Origin of the sequence: Marinomonas balearica (assembly GCF_004362145.1) — a bacterium.
In the GTDB taxonomy this organism is placed as follows: Bacteria; Pseudomonadota; Gammaproteobacteria; order Pseudomonadales; family Marinomonadaceae; genus Marinomonas; species Marinomonas balearica.
The window spans coordinates 39,263-59,655 of sequence record NZ_SNXC01000003.1; the positions used below are offsets into that span (position 1 = coordinate 39,263).

Sequence of the window (20,393 nt, forward strand, 5' to 3'; positions counted from 1 at the left end):
CACATGCTAAAAAACCAATCCAAGTTATTAGTGGTTTGCCTTACAGGTGGATTCTTATTGTCTATTGCAAACCTGCTCCCGTTGTTTGAGCCTATGTTTTTCTTGCTGCATCTTGGCGTTCTGCTTAGCCTCATTGCAAGCATGGCAATTGTTTCTATCGATAAGAAAACAAAAAAGAACCTAGACGAAACAGCAGACAGCAACGTGTTGTCTAACATCGAGTCTATGTCGCCCGCTGAAGCACATTCCACTTACTCACCAGAGCCGTCGAATCATTCAGATCTACTTACGATTATCAAGCAACTGCCGATCGCTACGGTGACCTTCAATAAGGGCAATATATTAAATATTAACCCAGCGACACTCGAACTGTTTTGTGCAAATGATGATCGTAATTTTTCTCTTGAAGATGCATTAGACAGCGCGGGAACAAAGCAGGTGATTGCGTACACGCAATCAAGATCGGAAACCAAAACACTTAATATCAAAAGAACCAACGCGATCAGCCAAACAAACTCGATTCTGTCGGTACAAATTCAGGGGTTCTCGGTAGGAGAAATAGACTGCATCGTTTTTATTCCTAAAGACGCATCTAACGAACCTCTGCAATCAAGTATTCCTCAAGCCAAAAACAAAGTTCTTATCGTCGACGACAGCCCTACAAATTTAATCTTAGCGAAGAGTTTACTGGACGAAGCTAATATTCCTGCGATTACTGCAGACAGTGGTAACGACGCTATTAAGGTCGCTCAACATGAGCCTTTATCGTGTATTTTAATGGATTTACAGATGCCTGATATGGATGGATACGAAACAGCTAAAAAAATAAAACAGCTGGATCGGTGTCGTAACACACGAATCATTGCTCTTTCTGGTACCGAAACTGCCGATTTAAAAACACGTTTAATCGAGTCGCATATTGAGGATTTTATGCTTAAGCCTCTCAATAAGGAAAAGCTACTTCAAGCACTCAAGCGGTCTCCTCTAGAACCGAGCGCGTCTAGCATTTCAACCGCCTCACTCAATGTCACCATAGACGAGAATATCGAAAAGCCACTGGACATTTCTCAAGACGCCGACTTGCTAGATTTAGCGGTAATAGAGCAAATGAAACGCGACATCGGCTTAGACAAAACCGTTCATATGAAAAAAATTGCCGTAAACGAAATCGAAAACAGGCTCACCATTCTAGAAAACCCAACGGCATGTGAACTGCCTCATTTACAACGAGAAGCCCATTCGATTAAAAGCACAGCGGCCAGCTTTGGATTTGTGTCTCTTGCCAATATCGCAAAACAAATTGAACACCTGTATGCGACCAATAATATTGACACAACAGCCTCTCTCATCTTGCAAGCAAGAAAGAGCTTCGAAAACTCAAAACACCAGCTGCATCAAACGTTAAACTAGGGGCGACAAAATGGGGATAGCACATACAATCAATTTTAACTTCGATCTAGACTTACCACGAAAGCTCAGAAATGCGGCCCAAATGATTTTACTCCAGTCGCCGCTGTCCGTTTCTCAGCAAAACTTAGTGTTACTCGCAATCAGCGAAATCAGTGCAAACTATATTAGACACAGTCATCCCACACCAACGCAAATAACACTAAAACTCGATTGGAGCTCATTGGATTTTACGCTCACACTCGATGATAACGGCGGTAAGATAGCCAATTTAGAGATCAATGAACTTGACGAGTTACTCAATGCGGATCTGCAAACCAGCGGGTATGGTTTGTCTATTTTGAAAGATCAGTTTGACCAATGTACCTATCACGTCGGCACGCCTAAAAATCAATGGCGACTAAAGCTTCAAACAGAGAATAAAAAAGCGCTCTACAAAATCGCTATTATCGACGACGACACTGTGCAACTGTCTTTACTGGAGCTGTACCTCCAAGAACACGAACTTTGTCTTTTCCAATCACCTCTAGACGCTTTCCAATGGCTCAAGAATAATCAAGTAGACATCATCATTTCAGACATACACATGTCAGAGCTTGATGGCATATCCTTTCGTGAGCACATCAGCGCCATCACCCATTTAGCAATCACGCCCTTTGTTTTTTTAACGGGCGACAGTAACGAATCACTCGAAAATGGAATCGCACGATTTAATATTGATGACTTTATCCTAAAGCCTATTCAAAAAAACAAGCTCATTAGCGTGATTGATCGAGTTCTTCAACAACGAAAAAGCATAGAACAACAGACCCATAAATTGCTTGATACAGACATAAAATCCAAACTACGTCATACGGTTCACGAAGAAATTCTAGACGGTTACCTCATTAGCACGTTTACACAAAGTGCAGACATTGGCGGCGGCGATTGTTGGCATTTCGAAAAACTAAACAATTGCTCGTTAGGAATAACACTGTGTGATGTCATGGGACACGATCTAAAATCCAGCTTTAACGCAGCAAGGCTGCTCGGCGCGGTTCAATCTTCTTCTTACCATTTTCAATCCACTAATTTGGAAACATCGGATTACCCCTCTTACCTTTGCGACACAACAAATCACTGGTTAAACCTAGCAGGCAATGATGTTCTGACGACTATGCTTACGCTGTCTATTTCAAACGAGAGTATCAATATTCTAAATACAGGTGGCCTTCCACCCTACTTAGTAACCAAAGAAGGAACGCTCGCCTCCTTGCCATTCACAGCACCACTTCTTGGATTATTTGGCTCTCCAATATTTGAATCGAATCAATGTGTTCTCAAAGATGGCGAGCGTCTGCTATTGTTTACTGACGGTTTAGTTGAAATAGCAAATGACTTCCAAGCAGAAACAGACAGGCTACAAACATTACAATCACTCTTCAATACGCCGTATCAAGACCGAAAAGATATGCGAGATACGATATCGGAATTTGTCACTCTATTACCGAACATCGACGACATCAGCTTAATTGTTATTGAAAAACAGCCTCATAAAAACCTCGCAGGCAAATTTGCCTGAAAACATAATGTGAGGTAGATGGCGTTAAGAAACACGCTAGTTTCAATAACTCACTCGGAGATTTGTTTATGGCATCAAGGGAAGCTTCTATTCTTATTATTGAAGACAGCCAAACTATGGCTGAGCTCTATCTAAGTTATTTGGAATCTCTTCCCTATGGCCTCACCGTCGTAAGCGACGGGAAATCGGCGCTGGATGCGCTTAAAAAAGCATCTTTCGATGTGTTGTTAGTCGATATACATCTACCTGATATGAATGGGCTTGAGATTCTAAAGTTCGTTAACAGCAACGATTTACCCTCTTCTTCTATCGTTATCACCTCAAATGGCTCCGTAGAATACGCAGTAGAAGCCATGCAACATGGTGCAATTGATTTCATCGAAAAGCCATTTAGCGCTAGCCGATTGATCACCACTGTGCAGAATGCGCTAAGAAGTCGGCAATTAGAAACTCAAATTAAAACGCTCAAAGATAACTATGAACGCAGTCATTTCGAAGGGTTTGTGGGCAGTTCTTTAGCCATGCAGCGTGTATACAATATTATTGACAGCGCTGCGCCCAGCAAAGCAACCACATTTGTTACTGGCGAGAGCGGCACGGGCAAAGAAGTCTGCGCTGAAGCCATTCACTCCCTTAGTCAGCGAAAAGAGAAACCATTCGTGGCACTCAATTGCGGTGCCATTCCTAAAGACTTAATGGAAAGCGAAATTTTCGGTCATTTGAAAGGTTCGTTTACAGGAGCAATATCGCCACGCCAAGGTGCTGCTGAACGAGCGCATCAAGGGACTTTATTTCTTGATGAAATTTGTGAAATGGATCTCGATTTACAAGTTAAGCTACTTCGATTTATTCAAACGGGTAGCTTTCAAAAAGTGGGGAGCAGTGAAACCAAACAAGTCGATGTGAGGTTTATCTGTGCAACAAACAGAGACCCTTTAAAAGAAGTTGAAACAGGCCGATTCAGAGAAGATTTGTATTATCGATTACATGTTATTCCTATACATTTGCCGCCATTGAGAGATCGCGAATACGATTTGATTTTACTAGCACGGCATTTTTTAAACCTTTACAGTAAAGAAGAAAATAAGCATTTTTCCCAGTTTTCCCCCAAAGCCGAAGTGGTAATAAACAGCTACCCTTGGCCTGGCAACATACGTCAGTTGCAAAATGTCATCCGTAATATCATCGTTTTAAACGATGGAGATACTGTTGATGAAGACATGCTGCCACCTCCGCTTAATAACCTATCTCGCACGCTCGGTGATGTGGCCGCCCCGATAGCGCCTCCAATGGCAGAGTTGTCCAGAAACAGGTCTCAAGCAAGCGCGATAACAAGTAATTTAGCGCCTTCAAATTCTTCCATGCAATCACCCTCTTTGGCACGTTTTAAAGCCTCCTCTACTGAGGATATTCGCCCGCTCTGGATTGTCGAAAAAGAAGTGATTGAAACCGCCATTGAACTTTGTGACGACAATATCCCCCAAGCGGCTGCAAAACTCGAGGTGAGCCCTTCCACTATCTACCGGAAAAAACAGCAGTGGGATGCGATGAAAGAAAATAGCGAAACAAAAGAAGGCTAATTGCCCAACTTTGCGACACCCACTTATTTTGGAGATTTGCAAACTGCAAACCCTCCTTCCTGATGTTACCGTATTTATGTTTGCATTTTGCAAAAAAACGCATAAAGAACTCATCTAATACGTTGATTTAAAAAGACAAATATAAGTAGGCTTACTAGTTGCAGTTATGGAGTATGTTACCAACCTATGGAGCGCATACTCATGTACAAATACCCCACTATGATAATAATTGTCATGTTATTAAGCGGGTGTGGCGGTGGCTCCGGCACTTCATCAACCACCTCTACCGATAACAGTGATTCTGCCGATAATGAGCCATACAACTCGACAGATACCACCACTTCAGAACTTAAATCGTCGGCAGACTTTAACTTTTCCAACCATCATAATATTTCGTTGGATCTCCAATTAGCGGCCTTCGCAAACGAGCGCGTCATGGTAAACATATGCTTACCAGTAGGCTCAGAATCGGCTCTTACAACCAGAGAACCCCCATCAATTGATTATTCCCAGTGCGTTTTTAAAGCAACCATCGCGACGGGTGAGCTCCAAATACCGCTTACAATCGCGAAACACGAACATCTTTTGATCCTAGAAATGCGCCCTTATTCAAACTTTTCAGAAAAAACAACCTATCAGTGGCAGCCTACCGATGGCGGTTACTGGGTAGTGCGCTAATGCCAGCTAAAGGAGAAATCATGAAAAATTATAAATCTCTGGCTCTCAGCGGGTTAGTAAGCGCTGCACTGATACCAGAATTGCACGCCAGCCCGTTTACTGAGTGTCCAAGCAATGCATTCCTAATTCAAGGTACTGTCGCTAAGCTTTACAGTGTCGACCTTGCTACAGGGTTCTATGAAACGCTCTCTGATAACTTAGGGACAAACAACACGTTAAACGCAATGGCATACAACTTCCACGACGACTATTTATATGCCTACAGCAAAGAATTTACCGGCATCACTCGGATTCACTCTAATTATCAATTAGAAGCATTAGCCGCCTCAAATCTACCCAGTGCCAATTTCTATGTCGGAGACATTTCACTTGTTGAAAATACGTACTACTTATATCGTCCTGGCAGTGCGTATGGACTGTATAAAATAAGTTTAGATTCATCCTCACCTGATTATCTTCAAACTCAACGAGTCGTCGATGGAAGTGTGCTTAATATCGCCATCTTCGACTTTGCTATGCACCCAGTGAACAACCAGCTTTATGCCGTTGATCGCCATGGAACACTGCACCAAATAGACACTGACATTGGCGATTCAATTGCACTCGGCAACGTGGGACAAAGCGGTACGTTTGGCGCATCTTATTTTGACGAGAATGGAACGTTTTACATCAGTCGAAATTCTGACGGCCATATTTTTCGAATTAACGTTCAAGACCCTTCGCCCGAAGCTGAATTTTTTGCACATGGCCCTTCATCATCTCAAAACGACGGAGCACGGTGTGCCTTTGCCAACTTGTTAGACGAGAGCTCCAGAGTGGACTTTGGAGACGCCCCCGACAGTTACGGCTCCAACATTGAAAATAACGGTGCACGGCACAACATGTCAGATACGATCTATCTTGGAGAGACACTCGGTGGAGCGCCCAACGGAGTGACGCCAGTAACAACATTTGAGCAAGGGTTAGATACTGCGATATCCATCAAAACAAAAGGCTCAGGCGCCGTTAATATGTGGGTCGATTGGAGTCAAGATGGCGAGTTTAATGGCTCCGATCAAGTGGTAACCGATCAATCACTGACTGAGGGTGATAACCTCGTCGTTTTTGACACTCCAGCGAACGCAGAGACTGGAACCACATGGATGCGCACTCGATACTCTACTTCGAGTGGAATTGGCCCCAATGGGGGCGTATCGGATGGAGAGGTCGAAGACATTCAAATTGTCGTATCCGAGCAAGGAACTACAGTCTATTCTTACCCTTCTGCAAACAGACATACTACCTTAGCATACGAAGATAAATGGCCCGTTATTGGTGACTATGATATGAACGACGTTGTTGTCTCTTATAATACTCATAGATATGTAAAAGAAGGTCAGGCCGTTAGATACGTTATCGAAGGCAGTATTCTTGCTCATGGTGCAAGTTACAGTAACGGCTTTGCCATTCAGCTAGACGGAATCCCTCGCTCTGCTGTAAACCAAGCCGCCATTGTGTTCCAACTCGACAATACGATTATTCCCGATGCGAAGCCGCTAGAAAAAGGCTCAGATACAGACGATGCTGTGGTTGTGATTGCGAATAACCTTTGGGATCACATTAGCAAGCCAGACGGATGCCGCTTCTATCGCACTCAAGTTGGTTGTGGCGAATTAACAGAATTGGATTTTTCGATATCTGTTCCTTTATCAACGTCAATAGACGATACAACCGCTCCTAAAGGGGTGCTTAACCCCTTCATTTTTGCGACACCAAACCGATGGCATGGTATAGGGCAACCAGGTCGCGGACTCGAAGTGCATTTAAAAAACAAGAAAGTATCGGCTCGCTTTAATCATTCTTTGTTCGGTACTTATGACGACCGATCGGATTATCCAAACAACGCATTTTTAAATGAAAATGGAATGCCTTGGGCCTTGGAGCTGCCAGTATTATGGAATCATCCCATGGAACATATTGACTTGGTTAAAGCCTATCCGCGCTTTGTCGATTACGTCGAATCTGCCGGACAACTCGAACAAGACTGGTATAAAAAACCGCATTCATTACAGCGAATAATCAGTAATCAATAAAGGTGGGGGAAATAAAATTTAGTTCTACAAAAAATCCCCGCACTAGGCGGGGATTTTTTGTAGAATCGAGAATGAAGAAAGATTAAAACTCTAACTTATCTTCATCAGCCTTGTCTTTTTTGTCTTCTTTTTGCGAAGTTGGCAATAAAGCTTCGCGAATTTTGGTTTCAATTTCTTGCGCTATTTCAGGGTTGTCGCTTAGGTATTGCGCAGCATTTGCTTTACCCTGACCAATCTTATTGCCACCGTAAGCGTACCAAGCTCCAGATTTATCAACGAAGCCTTGTTTCACACCCAAATCGATGATTTCGCCCATACGGTAGATACCTCGGCCGTACATGATCTGGAATTCCGTTTGTTTAAACGGAGGTGCGATCTTGTTCTTAACAACCTTAACTCGAGTCTCGTTACCGATGACCTCATCACCCTGTTTCACCGAGCCGATACGGCGGATATCAAGGCGAACTGAGCTGTAAAACTTAAGCGCATTACCACCTGTTGTAGTTTCAGGAGAACCAAACATAACCCCAATCTTCATACGAATTTGGTTAATGAATACGACAAGGCAGTTTGCATTCTTAATCGAACCCGTCAATTTACGCATTGCTTGAGAAAGCAATCGAGCTTGCACGCCCACTGACGAATCGCCCATTTCACCTTCGATCTCAGATTTAGGCACAAGTGCTGCAACCGAATCGACGATAATAACGTCAACACTGTTAGAACGAACCAACATGTCACAAATTTCTAACGCTTGTTCACCAGTATCAGGCTGAGAGACTAAAAGCTCACCAATATTAACACCAAGCTTCTCTGCGTAACCTGGATCTAATGCATGCTCAGCGTCAATAAATGCACACGTTTTACCTTGCTTTTGCGCTTCTGCAATAACACTTAACGTTAGCGTTGTTTTACCAGAGGATTCTGGACCGTAGATTTCACATATACGTCCAAACGGCAGGCCACCAGCACCCAGAGCAATATCCAACCCCAATGATCCAGTCGATACCGTATCGATATCGAGTTTCGCTCCTTCACCCATCTTCATGATGGCGCCTTTACCGAACTGACGTTCGATTTGGGAAAGCGCTGCGTCTAGCGCTTTTTTCTTGTTGTCTGCTGTTGACATATAAAAGCCCTTCTAAATAATCTTCTTTCGAACACGCTGCGTATGTTTTATGATTGCAGTGGTCTCTAATATCTTGAATGCAACTCTATCTTCTTTTTCTTCAGCACACAAGAAAATACTGTATAAAAAAACAGTATTTTTTATTTTGCGCTCGACATCACTCCTTCAAGTGCTCTTATGACTGTTCTCTGTCGGATCTCTTTGCGGTTTCCTTCAAATTGACAACGCTCAACATAAGCTTCAGAGCCTTTTCTTTGCCAGCCGATATAAACGCAACCGACAGGTTTATCATCCGACCCGCCCGAAGGACCTGCGACACCACTTACGGCCACAGCAATGTCACCACCAAGATGTAACGCCCCTAGACACATCTGCTTTACGGTCAGCTCGCTTACCGCACCTTCGTCTATAAGGGTTTGCTCACTGACACTGAGACCTTTCACTTTTGCCATATTGTCGTAACTTATTACCCCACCAAAAAACCACGCTGAGCTGCCTGAAAGTTCAGTGCAAGATGCGCCAATTAAGCCTCCCGTGCAAGACTCAGCCGTTACAAGCATCCAGCCACGACCAGACAAGACTTCTGCCGTTTCTACGACCAATTGGTTAATTTTTCTTTCTAGATCATTCATTTAATTTACCTTAAATCCCTTGCGCTTTTAGCGTAGAATGCGACGTTATCTATTATTGTGTTTTGATTCTAGCGTGACATTGTTATCTGCCAACATACTTACTGTTTAAAAGTGCGTTAAGGCGTGTATATAAAGTCAAAACGTATTACACAATAGACATAAACACTCAGTGTAACAACAACGTAACGAACCCTATGACCAAATCCTCTTCAGACAACCATACTCCTATGATGCGCCAGTATTTTGGCCTAAAGTCCGAGCACCCAAATCAAATGTTGTTTTATCGCATGGGTGACTTCTACGAGATTTTTTATGAGGACGCCAAGCGTGCATCGGAACTATTAGACATTACGCTTACTGCTCGTGGTCATTCTGGTGGCAAACCTATCCCTATGGCAGGCATCCCATTTCACGCAGCGGAAAACTACATAGCACGCCTTGTAAGGATGGGTGAATCGGTTGTTATTGCAGAGCAAGTAGGTGACCCAGCAACATCTAAAGGCCCAGTAGAACGTCAAGTCGCTCGTATCGTTACACCTGGAACAATCAGTGATGAAGCTTTCCTTGAAGAAAAAAGAGAAAACCTTCTATTGAGTATTGCCCATACTCAACGTAAGGGACTGGATGTCTTTGGCTTTTCTTACTTAGACATGGCCAGTGGGCGTTTTTGTCTATTTGAAGTAGATGGATTTGATGCTCTTTCCAGCGAGTTGCAACGTCTATCTCCAATGGAAGTGCTTATTTCTGAAGATTTCCCTGCTCGTGACTGTATCCAGTTAGAAAAAGGAATTTGTGAACTCGGTCCATGGCATTTTGATTACGAGTCCAGCTATCGCCAACTTATTCAACAATTTAATACAAAAGACTTATCCGGTTTTGGCTGTGAAGCGTTAACCGCCGCGACAGCATCAGCCGGCGCTCTTCTACAATATGCAAAAGATACACAGCGATCTTCGCTGCCTCACATCCAGTCGATAAGTGTTGAACAAAGAGATGCCTCGGTACTGATCGATGGAGCAACGCGAAAAAACTTAGAAATAGATCAAAATCTTACAGGCACCCAGACCAATACCTTGGTCAGTGTTTTAGACACCTGTGCAACGCCTATGGGGTCTAGACTGCTTAAACGTTGGCTGCATACTCCTATTCGTCAGTTAGAGGAACTTCATCAGCGCCAAGCCGCTGTAAAAGCACTTAAAGATGGCGCAGGTTATGACTTGATTCAGCCTATTTTAAAACAAGTTGGCGACCTTGAACGTATCCTTTCACGTGTCGCGCTGCGTTCAGCAAGACCTAGAGATCTATTAAGACTGCGCTTTGCTCTCGACAGCTTCCCTGAAATTCGCCTTATTCTTAAAGAGATCGAAAGCGAGCGCCTTAATTCGCTCAATAAACGAATCATTGAACAACCTTTAATCGCCAATACATTGATGCGTGCATTGGTTGAAAACCCACCTTCTGTTATTCGTGACGGCGGAATTTTTGACCTTGGTTACGACTCCGAATTAGATGAACTCATCTCTTTGTCGACCAATGCCACGGACTACCTTGCTGAGATCGAGCGACGTGAAAAAGAACGTACAGGGATTCAGTCTCTTAAAGTTGGTTACAACCGTGTACATGGCTATTACATAGAAATCAGTCGACTGCATTCAGACATGGCGCCCGTCGAATACGTGCGACGTCAAACACTGAAAAATGCGGAGCGTTTTATCACGCCGGAGCTGAAAGAGTTCGAAGACAAAGCCTTAAGTGCAAAATCTAAAGCGCTCGCCCGTGAAAAACAGCTTTACGAAGATTTGTTGGATCAACTTAATGACATTTTAGGAGAGCTTCAGACCAGCAGTCAGGCGGTGGCACAGCTCGATGTTCTGACGTCCTTTGCTGAGCGTGCAGAACGACTTAGTTTTAACTGTCCAGATCTGCACAACAACGGCGGTTTGTCGATCCAAGCCGGGCGTCACCCGGTCGTCGAATCAGTGATTTCAGACCCCTTTATTCCAAATGATCTGGAATTAAACAGGCAGCGCAGCCTACTCATGATCACAGGTCCGAATATGGGTGGTAAATCTACCTATATGCGCCAAGTTGCAATCATCACCTTGCTCGCACATACCGGAAGCTTTGTCCCCGCACAAAAAGCATCGATTTCGATCGTTGATCGTATCTTTACGCGAATGGGGTCGTCCGATGATCTCGCCGGTGGACGATCGACTTTTATGGTGGAAATGACTGAAACTGCGAACATTCTAAACAACGCTTCTAAAGACAGCTTAGTCCTTATGGACGAAGTGGGCCGCGGAACAAGCACATTTGATGGATTATCTTTAGCATGGTCAGCCGTTGAGTATCTGGCAAACCAGCTAAAGTGCTACGTTCTTTTCGCCACTCACTACTTTGAGCTAACGACACTCGCGGAACAGCTCCCACAAGCGGCTAACGTACACCTAACCGCGACTGAGTATGAAGATGAAATCGTCTTTATGCATCAGGTTCACGACGGCCCAGCAAGTCAATCCTACGGTTTACAGGTTGCTCAACTTGCGGGAGTACCTCGTACTGTCATCGGTCATGCAAAAAACAAATTAGCTGAATTAGAATCAGACAGCCTGCCCATAAAATCGAACACATTGACTCTGTCGGACTCACAAGATCACACGAACAACACTCACTCAAGCCAAGTTCAAGAAAGCTCACAAAACTGGCAGCCAGATTTATTTGCCGAAGCAGAAAAGAACGAGCTAAAAGAATCCATTCTCGAATTGGATCTTGATAACCTAAGCCCGATTGAAGCCCTAAACACGCTGTATAAGTTAAAAGAGTTTCTATAAAGGTTTTTGTTATATAAAAATATGTTTTAATAATATTATAAGCTAAGACCAGATAAGTTTAGATGAATACTATTTGTTCCTTGCTGAAAAATAGTCTAACACTCTAAAATATCGCCACATTATAATTAGAGGAAGTTTTAGGATTGACGGAAGGCCAAGCGCCAACGCAACCTCTTCCCAAACATTTGCTTTTAAGTTTTAAAGGAGAAGCTGTATGGCTTTCATCGTTACTGATAACTGTATTCGCTGTAAATACACTGACTGTGTAGAAGTATGTCCTGTAGACTGCTTTTATGAAGGTCCAAATTTCTTGGTCATTAACCCTGATGAGTGTATCGACTGTGCACTTTGTGAACCGGAATGTCCTGCTAATGCGATCTTCTCTGAAGATGAACTACCGGAGAATCAAGAAGTTTATGTTGAGTTAAACAAAGATCTTGCTGATGTTTGGCCAAACATTACTGAAAAGAAAGACGCGCATCCTGATGCTGCTACTTGGGATGGTATTGAAGATAAATTAGAGCACTTAGAACGCTAAGTTCAGAGACTTTAATTGAAACAATATAAAAGTCAGACACAAAAAAAGCGACTATGAAGTCGCTTTTTTTGTTGCCGTCCTGACAACCTCTCATTCCTGAGTATCGATATTCTATCGAGTCCTAACCACTCCATATGGCAACACAATCCGTCGCGTTGTGTCGTCCATCTCCTTGTCAGCGTCCAGCCCTATCCTTAAATATGAGTGCTTCCCTAGCAGGCAATTCCTTATCGCCAATTCCTGAAATATCCTTTCATGAATCTAAAGATATGACCTTATTCAGGAATACACAAATACTCAAAAATACGACGTGAAATCTATTTTTTTATATACAACAAGCAGTTAATAAAAATCAAAAAGAAATGTCAGGTGTTCGGACAGTAAATAGAGATTATCCTTACAGACTTTGTAGGAGGATTCGGACGATTGTTCTCTACAGGTGAGACTTTTATATTCGAGCCATAAACTCATCAACCCACTTTAGAGCTTCTACGTAGGTTTTTTGTATGATTTCTCGATCGTGCTCGTCTTGAATGAGTCGGCTCTTCTCAAATAATTCAACCAACTCTAGGGCATGACCCACACGCCCAGTTCGCTCTACGATCGATTTCTTAAACTCATCGGGCAAAGGCAACTCTGCGAGTACATCATCAAGTTGTTGACCAACGCACACATCGATCATTGACATCATTCCAGCTAGGAAAAAACGATCAAGGTTACTGTATCCCTTCTCTGTCGCGTACAATTCAGCATGCTTGGATCTTACAAGTACCTGAGACAATACAGCCGGGCGATCTTCTGTCATTGCTGACATCAGCAATAAATTGGTCAATGACTTCAAATGATCTACACCAATAAGTGTAATGGCAAGCTTAACCGTATCAACAGATGCAACAAGCCCAGTCATTGGTGAGTTTAGATATTTTAATAATTTATGAACAAGCCCGACATCTTGACTGACGATTTTTTCAATTTCATCGATATCACCGTCAGAGTTCTTGATCAAAGCAGCCATTAATTGCAGAAGCGTCATTTGATTGACTGTCGTAGACTTATTCGTAAGTACTTGAGGGCGTTCGAAGAAATACCCCTGATAGTAATCAACTTCTAGCAATTTAGCGAAATGGAAGTCATCCCACGTTTCAACTTTCTCTGCGATGATCTTTACATCAAACGCTTTCAAAGCAGTAACTTGGGCATGAAACGCCTCTTTACCGAGCGCTAACAAATCAAGCTTGACGTAATCAGCAAGCTCTACGAAAGGGGTTAACTTTGCTTCAAATTGAAAATCATCGAGCGCAAGCTTATAGCCTGCACCTTTCCAGCGTCTAAGAGCGGCAAGCAGAATAGGATCAAAACCGGCATTTTCAAGCACTTCAATTACAGCGGTATCACGTGGGAGCGGAACGCCACTGGGATTCGTTAAATAACTTCGTGGAAAATTAACAAAGGCTTCATTATTTCCAACTATGTTATTCAAGCCGATATCAAGCAATGACGATGTTATGACTTGAGCTGTCGCCCCAACATCATCAATTATTTCCGCTTCCTTTGCCTCCGAGTCACGACGGTACAACAGTTCGTACGCGAAAACTGCAAGCTTATCATCAACAATCGGCTGTCGAGCCACTGCGACAGTTTGATAACTCACCATTTAAAACACCAATTTTTTCCTAAGTTTGACAGTATCTACTGCAATTTAACTTGGAGCAACCTTTTCTTAGTATTGAAAAGCAGAGTTTGCATTTTTTTACATTCGACTTTCAATATACGACCTCTAACAAAATTCCATTGGGTGATTGAAAGAATCTTGATAAGATAGACGGCTATATAAAATATATAATATCTGTGGGGAAACCGATGCCAGACTACCGTTCCAAAACGACCACCTCAGGCCGTAATATGGCTGGTGCACGTGCACTATGGCGTGCAACGGGCATGAAAGACGATGACTTTCATAAGCCGATTATTGCCGTTGCAAACTCATTTACTCAATTTGTACCGGGTCACGTACATCTAAAAGACCTAGGACAATTAGTATGCCGAGAAATTGAAAAAGCCGGTGGTGTTGCAAAAGAGTTTAATACTATTGCAGTCGACGACGGCATCGCTATGGGCCACGATGGTATGCTTTACAGCCTTCCATCGCGAGACCTGATCGCAGATTCAGTTGAATACATGGTAAACGCACATTGTGCTGATGCTCTGGTTTGTATTTCTAACTGTGACAAAATCACACCTGGAATGCTGATGGCCGCTATGCGCCTTAACATTCCAGTTATCTTCGTTTCCGGCGGCCCAATGGAAGCGGGTAAAACTAAATTGTCTGAGCATAACCTTGATCTGGTTGATGCGATGGTTATTGCAGCAGACCCAACGGCTTCAGATGAGCTTGTTGAAGAGTACGAACGCTCTGCTTGTCCTACGTGTGGCTCATGTTCAGGGATGTTCACTGCGAACTCCATGAACTGCCTAACAGAAGCGATGGGATTAAGTCTTCCAGGTAACGGTACAACCCTTGCTACCCATTCTGATCGCCGTCGCCTATTTGAAGAAGCCGGTAAACGCATTGTCGACATCACTAAAAAATTCTACGATGAAGATCAGCCTCAATGGGCACCACGTGCCATTGCGACAATGGAAGCTTTTGAAAACGCGATAACGCTAGACATTGCGATGGGCGGATCTACAAATACCATCCTTCACTTACTCGCGATTGCTCGTGAGGCTGAAGTTGACTTTACTCTAGAAGATATCGACCGCTTGTCTCGTACCGTGCCTCAATTATGTAAAGTGGCACCTAACACTCAAAAGTATCATATTGAAGACGTTCATCGCGCTGGCGGAATATTCGGCATCTTGGGTGAATTGAATCGTGCGGGCATTTTGCATAATCAAGTTCATACCGTGCACGCTGACACCATGTTAGATGCATTGAAAAAATGGGACATTATGGAATCACCTTCGGCTGAGATCGTTGAGTTCTATAAAGCGGGACCCGCTGGTATTCCGACTCAAACGGCTTTCAGCCAATCAACTCGTTGGCCTACTTTAGACGGCGACCGTGAAAATGGTTGTATCCGCTCTCTAGAAAATGCCTTTTCCCTTGAAGGCGGTTTAGCCGTTCTTTACGGCAACATTGCATTAGATGGCTGTGTTGTTAAAAGTGCAGGCGTAGACGAATCTATCCTTGTTTTTGAAGGCACAGCTCACGTAACTGAATCTCAAGATGAAGCCGTTCAAAACATTCTTGATGATAAAGTAAAAGCAGGCGACGTAGTGATTGTTCGCTATGAAGGGCCTCGTGGTGGTCCGGGCATGCAAGAAATGCTGTACCCAACCTCATACATTAAATCCAAAGGATTGGGTAAAGAGTGCGCTCTTTTGACAGACGGTCGTTTCTCCGGCGGTACTTCTGGCCTGTCTATTGGTCACGTTTCTCCTGAAGCTGCGGGCGGCGGCGCTATCGGTTTGGTAGAGAATGGCGATAAAATTTTGATCGACATCCCTAACCGAAGCATCAACGTTATGATTTCGGACGAAGAGTTACAAAATCGTCGTGATGCGATGGAAGCGAAAGGCAGCGCTGCTTGGAAGCCAGTAGAAGAGCGTCCTCGTAAAGTATCGCCAGCATTAAAAGTGTATGCACACTTTGCTACAAGTGCTGACAAAGGCGCGGTACGCGATCTAGACCAGATCGACTAAAATAGATCTTTTTCTTTATAATAAGAGAGACAGATCAAGGCCGCGCCTTTCAAAGCGCGGTTTTTTTTCGATTACTATTAACGTATTCACATTTAATTTAAGAGTGAGTGTGGGTACGTAACAAGCCATTACCTTGGGATTATTATGCTCAGTTACCGTCATATTTACCACGCAGGCAACCATGCCGATATTCTAAAGCATCTTGTGGTAAGCCAAATTTGTCGCCATTTCGTCAAAAAAGAAGCGCCTTTCTTTTATCTTGATACGCATTCTGGCATTGGCATGTACGAGCTAGCGTCCGATCAGGCACAGCTAAATAAAGAATTTGACACTGGAATAAGCAAGCTTATGTCCGATGATCAATTGCCTGAACCCCTTCAACAATACAAAGAAATAGTAAAGTCCTTTAACCCAAACGATCAGCTAGAAGTCTATCCTGGTAGTCCAAAGGTTGTTGATTACTATACAAGACAAAAAGATAAGCTACACTTGTGCGAGCTTCATCCAAATGATTACCTCTTATTGGCATCGATGTTTCCAAAAAAACGTAAGGCAAACGTCGTAAAAGAAAACGGTTTTGGTGCGGTAAAGTCCATGTTACCTCCGCCACAAAAGCGCGGTTTTGTACTAATGGATCCGCCTTATGAGGTAAAAAAAGACTATCAAGATGTTGTAACAGCGCTTCAAGATGGACACAAGCGTTTTTCACAAGGTACTTACGCTGTTTGGTACCCTGTATTAAACAGAAGACAAGCTGATAGCTTGTTGAATGCAGTAGAACAGACCAAAATTAGAAATGTACTGTTGTTAGAGTTATGCATTCGAGAGACTGAAGAGAAGCGAGGAATGGCAGGCAGTGGTATGATCATTGTTAACCCTCCGTGGACGTTAGAAAAAGAAGCACAGGAGTTTATGCCGTATTTACAAAATACGTTAGCTGAAACCCCCGATGCACATTTCCAAATAAAGTGGATAACCCCAGAATAAAATAAAAAGAGGAGTAATGGATGAGCGTTCCATTCCAAACCGCTTTTGAACTAATGCCAACACCCGCGTTTGTCGTACGTATTACTGACGGCGAAATTGCGGCGGTCAACCAGACCTTGAAACAATTGTACGCCAATGTCGACGCTATCATGCCCGACAATTGGAAAAAGTGTATAACAGAATCCATCGATGAAAACGCATGGAGCCTATTTGTTGAAGGCGTAAAAGCACACGATATAGAGCGCTGCTCGGTTGCACTTCAAATGGGTTCCAGTATGCTCGACGTCGACATTCAGTTTCGGGTCGCAGACGACAATCACTTTATTGGATGTGTTTATAGCCCAGAATATAAAGATCTGCGAGCGACGGAAAATACGTTACTCAAATTTACCTTATCTGAATCTTCTGCAGGCCTTTGGGTATGGGAAACAGCAAGCGACAGCGTTTATTGCTCTTCTTCTCTTGCGACATTGCTGCATTGCACGGACACTAACACGCCTAAGACAACCCCTGATTGGCATCAACTTGTCCACCCAGACGATGTCGAACGTTTAGCGAATGTCGTTAACTCTTTCGTAAGCAATAGACTGATTGGCTACGAAGCAGAATATCGAATTCTAAGCAATCAAGACGAGTACTCTTGGGTAAAAGAGCGCGGTCGGGCATACAGTCACAGTGCAGACGGAACAATCAGTCGCGTAGTTGGGTTTGTTGAAGACATCAGCTCTCAAAAAGCATTGGAAGAGCATCTACGCGCACAAGCGACTTTTGATGAACTAACTGGCTTATTGACACGTGGCGCAGCGTTGACTCACTTCAAAAAACAGCTTGAATTAGCACGCCGCCAATACACCCCGCTCACTATGGCAAAGATTGATTTAGATGCTAACGACACATTAAAGGAAAAGTCGCAGGATAAACGCAACATGGCGATCCATACTTCTGCACACTATTTCTATAAAAAAATGCGTGACGCCGACATTTTAGCGAGAGTCGCAGATGACAAGCTTTTGGTTCTACTGCCAAACACCAGCGTTAAAGATGCGTCTAAGCTGTTAAATTCGATGCTAGAACCTGATGAGCGAGAAGAGAAAGCCCTTGCGTATTCGGAAACGTCTTACACCAATTTCTGTATCGGTATAGCAACCTTCCCAGAGGACGGTGAATCAATAGAAGAGCTTGCCGACAGTGCAAATAATGCTGTTGAGGAAGGGCGACGCCTTCGTCAAAGTATTGTTGTAAACTGACATTCTATAGTTCGTCAGATACTGGCGTTTAACTACTCACCGTTAAACGTCAGTACTAATCTACGGGAGCCACCGTAGTCGCGGTGCTCACCGAGATAAATACCCTGCCACATCCCCAGATATAAGCTTCCGTCCCTCACAGGAAGAGTAAGAGAGCTTCCTAGCAAGCTTGCTTTGATATGCGCTGGCATATCGTCCGCACCTTCGTATGTATGCTTATAGTAAGGCTGATTTTCAGGCACCATATGGCAAAAATGTTTCTCCATGTCTTCTCTAACCAAAGGATCTGCGTTTTCATTTATGGTTAATGAGGCAGACGTATGGAGAATTTGAATATGCAGTAAGCCAACATGAGCGTGACGAATCTCATTTAACGCAGCTTCAATGTACGCCGTAATTAAGTGAAAACCACGCGATTTTTTCGGGATTTGAATCTCTTTTTGCCACCACATATTCTTAACCTCTCAACCTTAACCTTAACCTTTTAGGCTAATGCTTTGATAAATACAAAAACGATAGTCATAAGGGTTAGGGCCTGACGCTTCAAAACGTTCTTCTGCGATCTGATCGTACTTATCCCATTGCACTTCTGGGAAAAAAGCGTCGCCTTCGACATGCGCATCGACATGTGTAATATATAGACGATCTGCTCGTGGTAAGGCTAGATCGTAAATTTGCGAGCCACCAATGATCATCACTTCCTCGTGACCATTTACTAAACAGATGTCTTCACCTAATTGAATCGCCTCATCCAACGAAGCAACAACGTCTACCCCATCTGCTTTGTAATCTGGGTTACGCGTAATGACAATATTTCGGCGGCCAGGCAAAGGTTTACCAATCGACTCAAATGTATTGCGCCCCATCACGATCGGCTTACCCATCGTCGCTTGCTTGAAATATTTAAGATCATTAGGCAAATGCCAAGGGAGAGCATTATTAATACCAATCACTCGGTTCGTAGACATCGCCACAATCAAAGACAACATAGTTTTACCTTTTTTTAAAATGTGAATAACTTCACGAGGAACACATTTGCTATAATCCGTTTCAGACTATTATACCTGTGGTGAGCACGATTTCATTGTTGAATACCACGCGCATTATTTAACTTAGGTTTTTTCATGAAACAATATCTCGACCTTTGCCAGCGAATCCTAGATGAAGGGGTTTGGGTAGACAACGAACGAACAGGAAAACGCTGTTTAACGGTCATCAATGCCGATCTTACATACAAGGTGGGTGCAGGTGAGTTTCCATTGGTCACTACACGTAAAAGCTATTGGAAATCAGCCATTGCGGAGATTTTAGGCTACCTTCGAGGTTACGACAATGCTGCCGACTTTCGTAAGCTAGGCACTAAAACGTGGGATGCAAATGCCAATGAAAACCAAGTTTGGTTAAACAACCCCTACCGCAAAGGCGAAGACGACATGGGACTATGCTATGGCGCTATTGGCCGCAATTTTCCTAAACCCGATGGCGGTAGTATTGACCTATTGAAGCAAATCGTTGATGACCTTAAACGAGGTGTGGATAACCGTGGGGAAATTTTAACCTTTTATCATCCCGGTGCCTTTCATATGGCCTGTTTGCGCCCTTGTATGTATAGCCATCATTTTTCCCTGCTTGGCGACACTCTTCACCTTAACAGCACACAACGAAGCTGTGATGTGCCATTGGGTCTGAACTTCAACATGGTGCAGGTATATGTATTGCTGGCTCTGATGGCTCAAATTACCGGAAAAAAACCAGGCAACGCTTACCATAAACTGGTTAATGCACATATTTACGAAGATCAGCTTGCACCGATGCGTGATGTTCAACTAAAACGCGAACCTTTCGCTGCACCAACTTTGAAAATCAACCCAGCGATCAAATCACTCGAAGACATTGAAACATGGGTGACTATGGACGACTTTGAAGTAGAAGGTTATGAATGCCACGAGGCGATTCAATACCCTTTTTCAGTATAGTGTTTCATTCGCTTTTCATGAGTCTTTTGCTAAGAGCAAAGACTCATGAA

General features: G+C 43.4%; 16 protein-coding genes. 11 read left to right on the forward strand and 5 right to left on the reverse strand.

Features of this window, described 5'->3' with window-relative positions; genetic code table 11:
* Positions 1-3 precede the first annotated feature (3 nt).
* The 5 genes from DFP79_RS01150 to DFP79_RS01170 all read left to right on the forward strand — a co-directional run bounded on the left by DFP79_RS01150 (position 4) and on the right by DFP79_RS01170 (position 7,298).
* Entirely contained in the window at positions 4-1,410 is a 1,407-nt protein-coding gene (locus tag DFP79_RS01150; protein ID WP_133502127.1) for a response regulator, read from the forward strand.
* A gap of 10 nt (positions 1,411-1,420) precedes the next feature.
* Positions 1,421-2,968, forward strand: coding sequence for a SpoIIE family protein phosphatase (locus DFP79_RS01155; RefSeq protein ID WP_133502128.1), 1,548 nt, complete (start codon positions 1,421-1,423; stop codon positions 2,966-2,968).
* A 68-nt stretch (positions 2,969-3,036) separates the two neighbouring features.
* Entirely contained in the window at positions 3,037-4,548 is a 1,512-nt protein-coding gene (locus tag DFP79_RS01160) for a sigma-54-dependent transcriptional regulator (protein ID WP_133502129.1), read from the forward strand.
* Positions 4,549-4,749: 201 nt separating this feature from the next.
* The gene (locus tag DFP79_RS01165; RefSeq protein ID WP_133502130.1) at positions 4,750-5,226 is read left to right on the forward strand and encodes a hypothetical protein; all 477 of its coding nucleotides are present in this window, start codon (positions 4,750-4,752) and stop codon (positions 5,224-5,226) included.
* Between the two features lie 20 nt (positions 5,227-5,246).
* Positions 5,247-7,298: an LruC domain-containing protein gene (locus DFP79_RS01170; protein ID WP_166637614.1), complete on the forward strand. Its 2,052-nt coding sequence runs from the start codon at positions 5,247-5,249 to the stop codon at positions 7,296-7,298.
* Between the two features lie 82 nt (positions 7,299-7,380).
* Here DFP79_RS01170 and recA read toward each other — a convergent pair whose 3' ends face one another.
* Together recA and DFP79_RS01180 are read right to left on the reverse strand one after the other, a co-directional pair.
* Positions 7,381-8,427, reverse strand: coding sequence for a recombinase RecA (gene recA, locus DFP79_RS01175; protein WP_133502132.1), 1,047 nt, complete (start codon positions 8,425-8,427; stop codon positions 7,381-7,383).
* 140 nt (positions 8,428-8,567) lie between these two features.
* Positions 8,568-9,059, reverse strand: coding sequence for a CinA family protein (locus tag DFP79_RS01180; protein ID WP_133502133.1), 492 nt, complete (start codon positions 9,057-9,059; stop codon positions 8,568-8,570).
* 194 nt (positions 9,060-9,253) lie between these two features.
* On the opposite strand from DFP79_RS01180, the gene mutS reads away from it, so the two are divergent.
* Positions 9,254-11,890 carry a DNA mismatch repair protein MutS gene (gene mutS / locus DFP79_RS01185; protein ID WP_133502134.1) on the forward strand — a complete coding sequence of 879 codons (2,637 nt, stop codon included), beginning with the start codon at positions 9,254-9,256 and terminating at the stop codon, positions 11,888-11,890.
* A gap of 214 nt (positions 11,891-12,104) precedes the next feature.
* Entirely contained in the window at positions 12,105-12,428 is a 324-nt protein-coding gene (fdxA, locus tag DFP79_RS01190; protein ID WP_133502135.1) for a ferredoxin FdxA, read from the forward strand.
* 448 nt (positions 12,429-12,876) lie between these two features.
* On the opposite strand, the gene DFP79_RS01195 is transcribed toward fdxA, so the two are convergent.
* Positions 12,877-14,082: an EAL and HDOD domain-containing protein gene (locus DFP79_RS01195; protein ID WP_133502136.1), complete on the reverse strand. Its 1,206-nt coding sequence runs from the start codon at positions 14,080-14,082 to the stop codon at positions 12,877-12,879.
* A gap of 206 nt (positions 14,083-14,288) precedes the next feature.
* On the opposite strand from DFP79_RS01195, the gene ilvD reads away from it, so the two are divergent.
* The 3 genes from ilvD to DFP79_RS01210 all read left to right on the forward strand — a co-directional run bounded on the left by ilvD (position 14,289) and on the right by DFP79_RS01210 (position 18,367).
* Positions 14,289-16,133, forward strand: a complete 1,845-nt coding sequence (gene ilvD / locus DFP79_RS01200) for a dihydroxy-acid dehydratase (protein WP_133502137.1) — start codon at positions 14,289-14,291, stop codon at positions 16,131-16,133.
* Positions 16,134-16,277: 144 nt separating this feature from the next.
* Positions 16,278-17,120 (forward strand): 23S rRNA (adenine(2030)-N(6))-methyltransferase RlmJ, encoded by an 843-nt coding sequence (locus DFP79_RS01205; RefSeq protein ID WP_133502138.1) that lies wholly within the window; start codon positions 16,278-16,280, stop codon positions 17,118-17,120.
* Between the two features lie 20 nt (positions 17,121-17,140).
* The gene (locus DFP79_RS01210) at positions 17,141-18,367 is read left to right on the forward strand and encodes a GGDEF domain-containing protein (RefSeq protein ID WP_133502139.1); all 1,227 of its coding nucleotides are present in this window, start codon (positions 17,141-17,143) and stop codon (positions 18,365-18,367) included.
* A gap of 32 nt (positions 18,368-18,399) precedes the next feature.
* Here DFP79_RS01210 and DFP79_RS01215 read toward each other — a convergent pair whose 3' ends face one another.
* Together DFP79_RS01215 and folA are read right to left on the reverse strand one after the other, a co-directional pair.
* Entirely contained in the window at positions 18,400-18,819 is a 420-nt protein-coding gene (locus DFP79_RS01215; RefSeq protein ID WP_133502140.1) for a secondary thiamine-phosphate synthase enzyme YjbQ, read from the reverse strand.
* A 24-nt stretch (positions 18,820-18,843) separates the two neighbouring features.
* Positions 18,844-19,356, reverse strand: coding sequence for a type 3 dihydrofolate reductase (gene folA / locus DFP79_RS01220; protein ID WP_133502141.1), 513 nt, complete (start codon positions 19,354-19,356; stop codon positions 18,844-18,846).
* 135 nt (positions 19,357-19,491) lie between these two features.
* Here folA and DFP79_RS01225 point away from each other — a divergent pair, with 135 nt between their 5' ends.
* Complete coding sequence (locus DFP79_RS01225) at positions 19,492-20,343, forward strand: thymidylate synthase (protein WP_133502142.1); 852 nt, start codon at positions 19,492-19,494, stop codon at positions 20,341-20,343.
* The last annotated feature ends 50 nt before the right edge of the window (positions 20,344-20,393 follow it).

Coding starts and splice junctions, on each gene's coding strand:
- DFP79_RS01195 (WP_133502136.1), bottom strand. CDS start 14,082: ATGGTGAGTTATCAAACTGTCGCAGTGGCTCGACAGCCGATTGTTGAT.
- DFP79_RS01225 (WP_133502142.1), top strand. CDS start 19,492: ATGAAACAATATCTCGACCTTTGCCAGCGAATCCTAGATGAAGGGGTT.
- DFP79_RS01165 (WP_133502130.1), top strand. CDS start 4,750: ATGTACAAATACCCCACTATGATAATAATTGTCATGTTATTAAGCGGG.
- DFP79_RS01160 (WP_133502129.1), top strand. CDS start 3,037: ATGGCATCAAGGGAAGCTTCTATTCTTATTATTGAAGACAGCCAAACT.
- ilvD (WP_133502137.1), top strand. CDS start 14,289: ATGCCAGACTACCGTTCCAAAACGACCACCTCAGGCCGTAATATGGCT.
- DFP79_RS01170 (WP_166637614.1), top strand. CDS start 5,247: ATGAAAAATTATAAATCTCTGGCTCTCAGCGGGTTAGTAAGCGCTGCA.
- DFP79_RS01205 (WP_133502138.1), top strand. CDS start 16,278: ATGCTCAGTTACCGTCATATTTACCACGCAGGCAACCATGCCGATATT.
- folA (WP_133502141.1), bottom strand. CDS start 19,356: ATGTTGTCTTTGATTGTGGCGATGTCTACGAACCGAGTGATTGGTATT.
- mutS (WP_133502134.1), top strand. CDS start 9,254: ATGACCAAATCCTCTTCAGACAACCATACTCCTATGATGCGCCAGTAT.
- DFP79_RS01210 (WP_133502139.1), top strand. CDS start 17,141: ATGAGCGTTCCATTCCAAACCGCTTTTGAACTAATGCCAACACCCGCG.
- DFP79_RS01215 (WP_133502140.1), bottom strand. CDS start 18,819: ATGTGGTGGCAAAAAGAGATTCAAATCCCGAAAAAATCGCGTGGTTTT.
- fdxA (WP_133502135.1), top strand. CDS start 12,105: ATGGCTTTCATCGTTACTGATAACTGTATTCGCTGTAAATACACTGAC.
- recA (WP_133502132.1), bottom strand. CDS start 8,427: ATGTCAACAGCAGACAACAAGAAAAAAGCGCTAGACGCAGCGCTTTCC.
- DFP79_RS01150 (WP_133502127.1), top strand. CDS start 4: ATGCTAAAAAACCAATCCAAGTTATTAGTGGTTTGCCTTACAGGTGGA.
- DFP79_RS01155 (WP_133502128.1), top strand. CDS start 1,421: ATGGGGATAGCACATACAATCAATTTTAACTTCGATCTAGACTTACCA.
- DFP79_RS01180 (WP_133502133.1), bottom strand. CDS start 9,059: ATGAATGATCTAGAAAGAAAAATTAACCAATTGGTCGTAGAAACGGCA.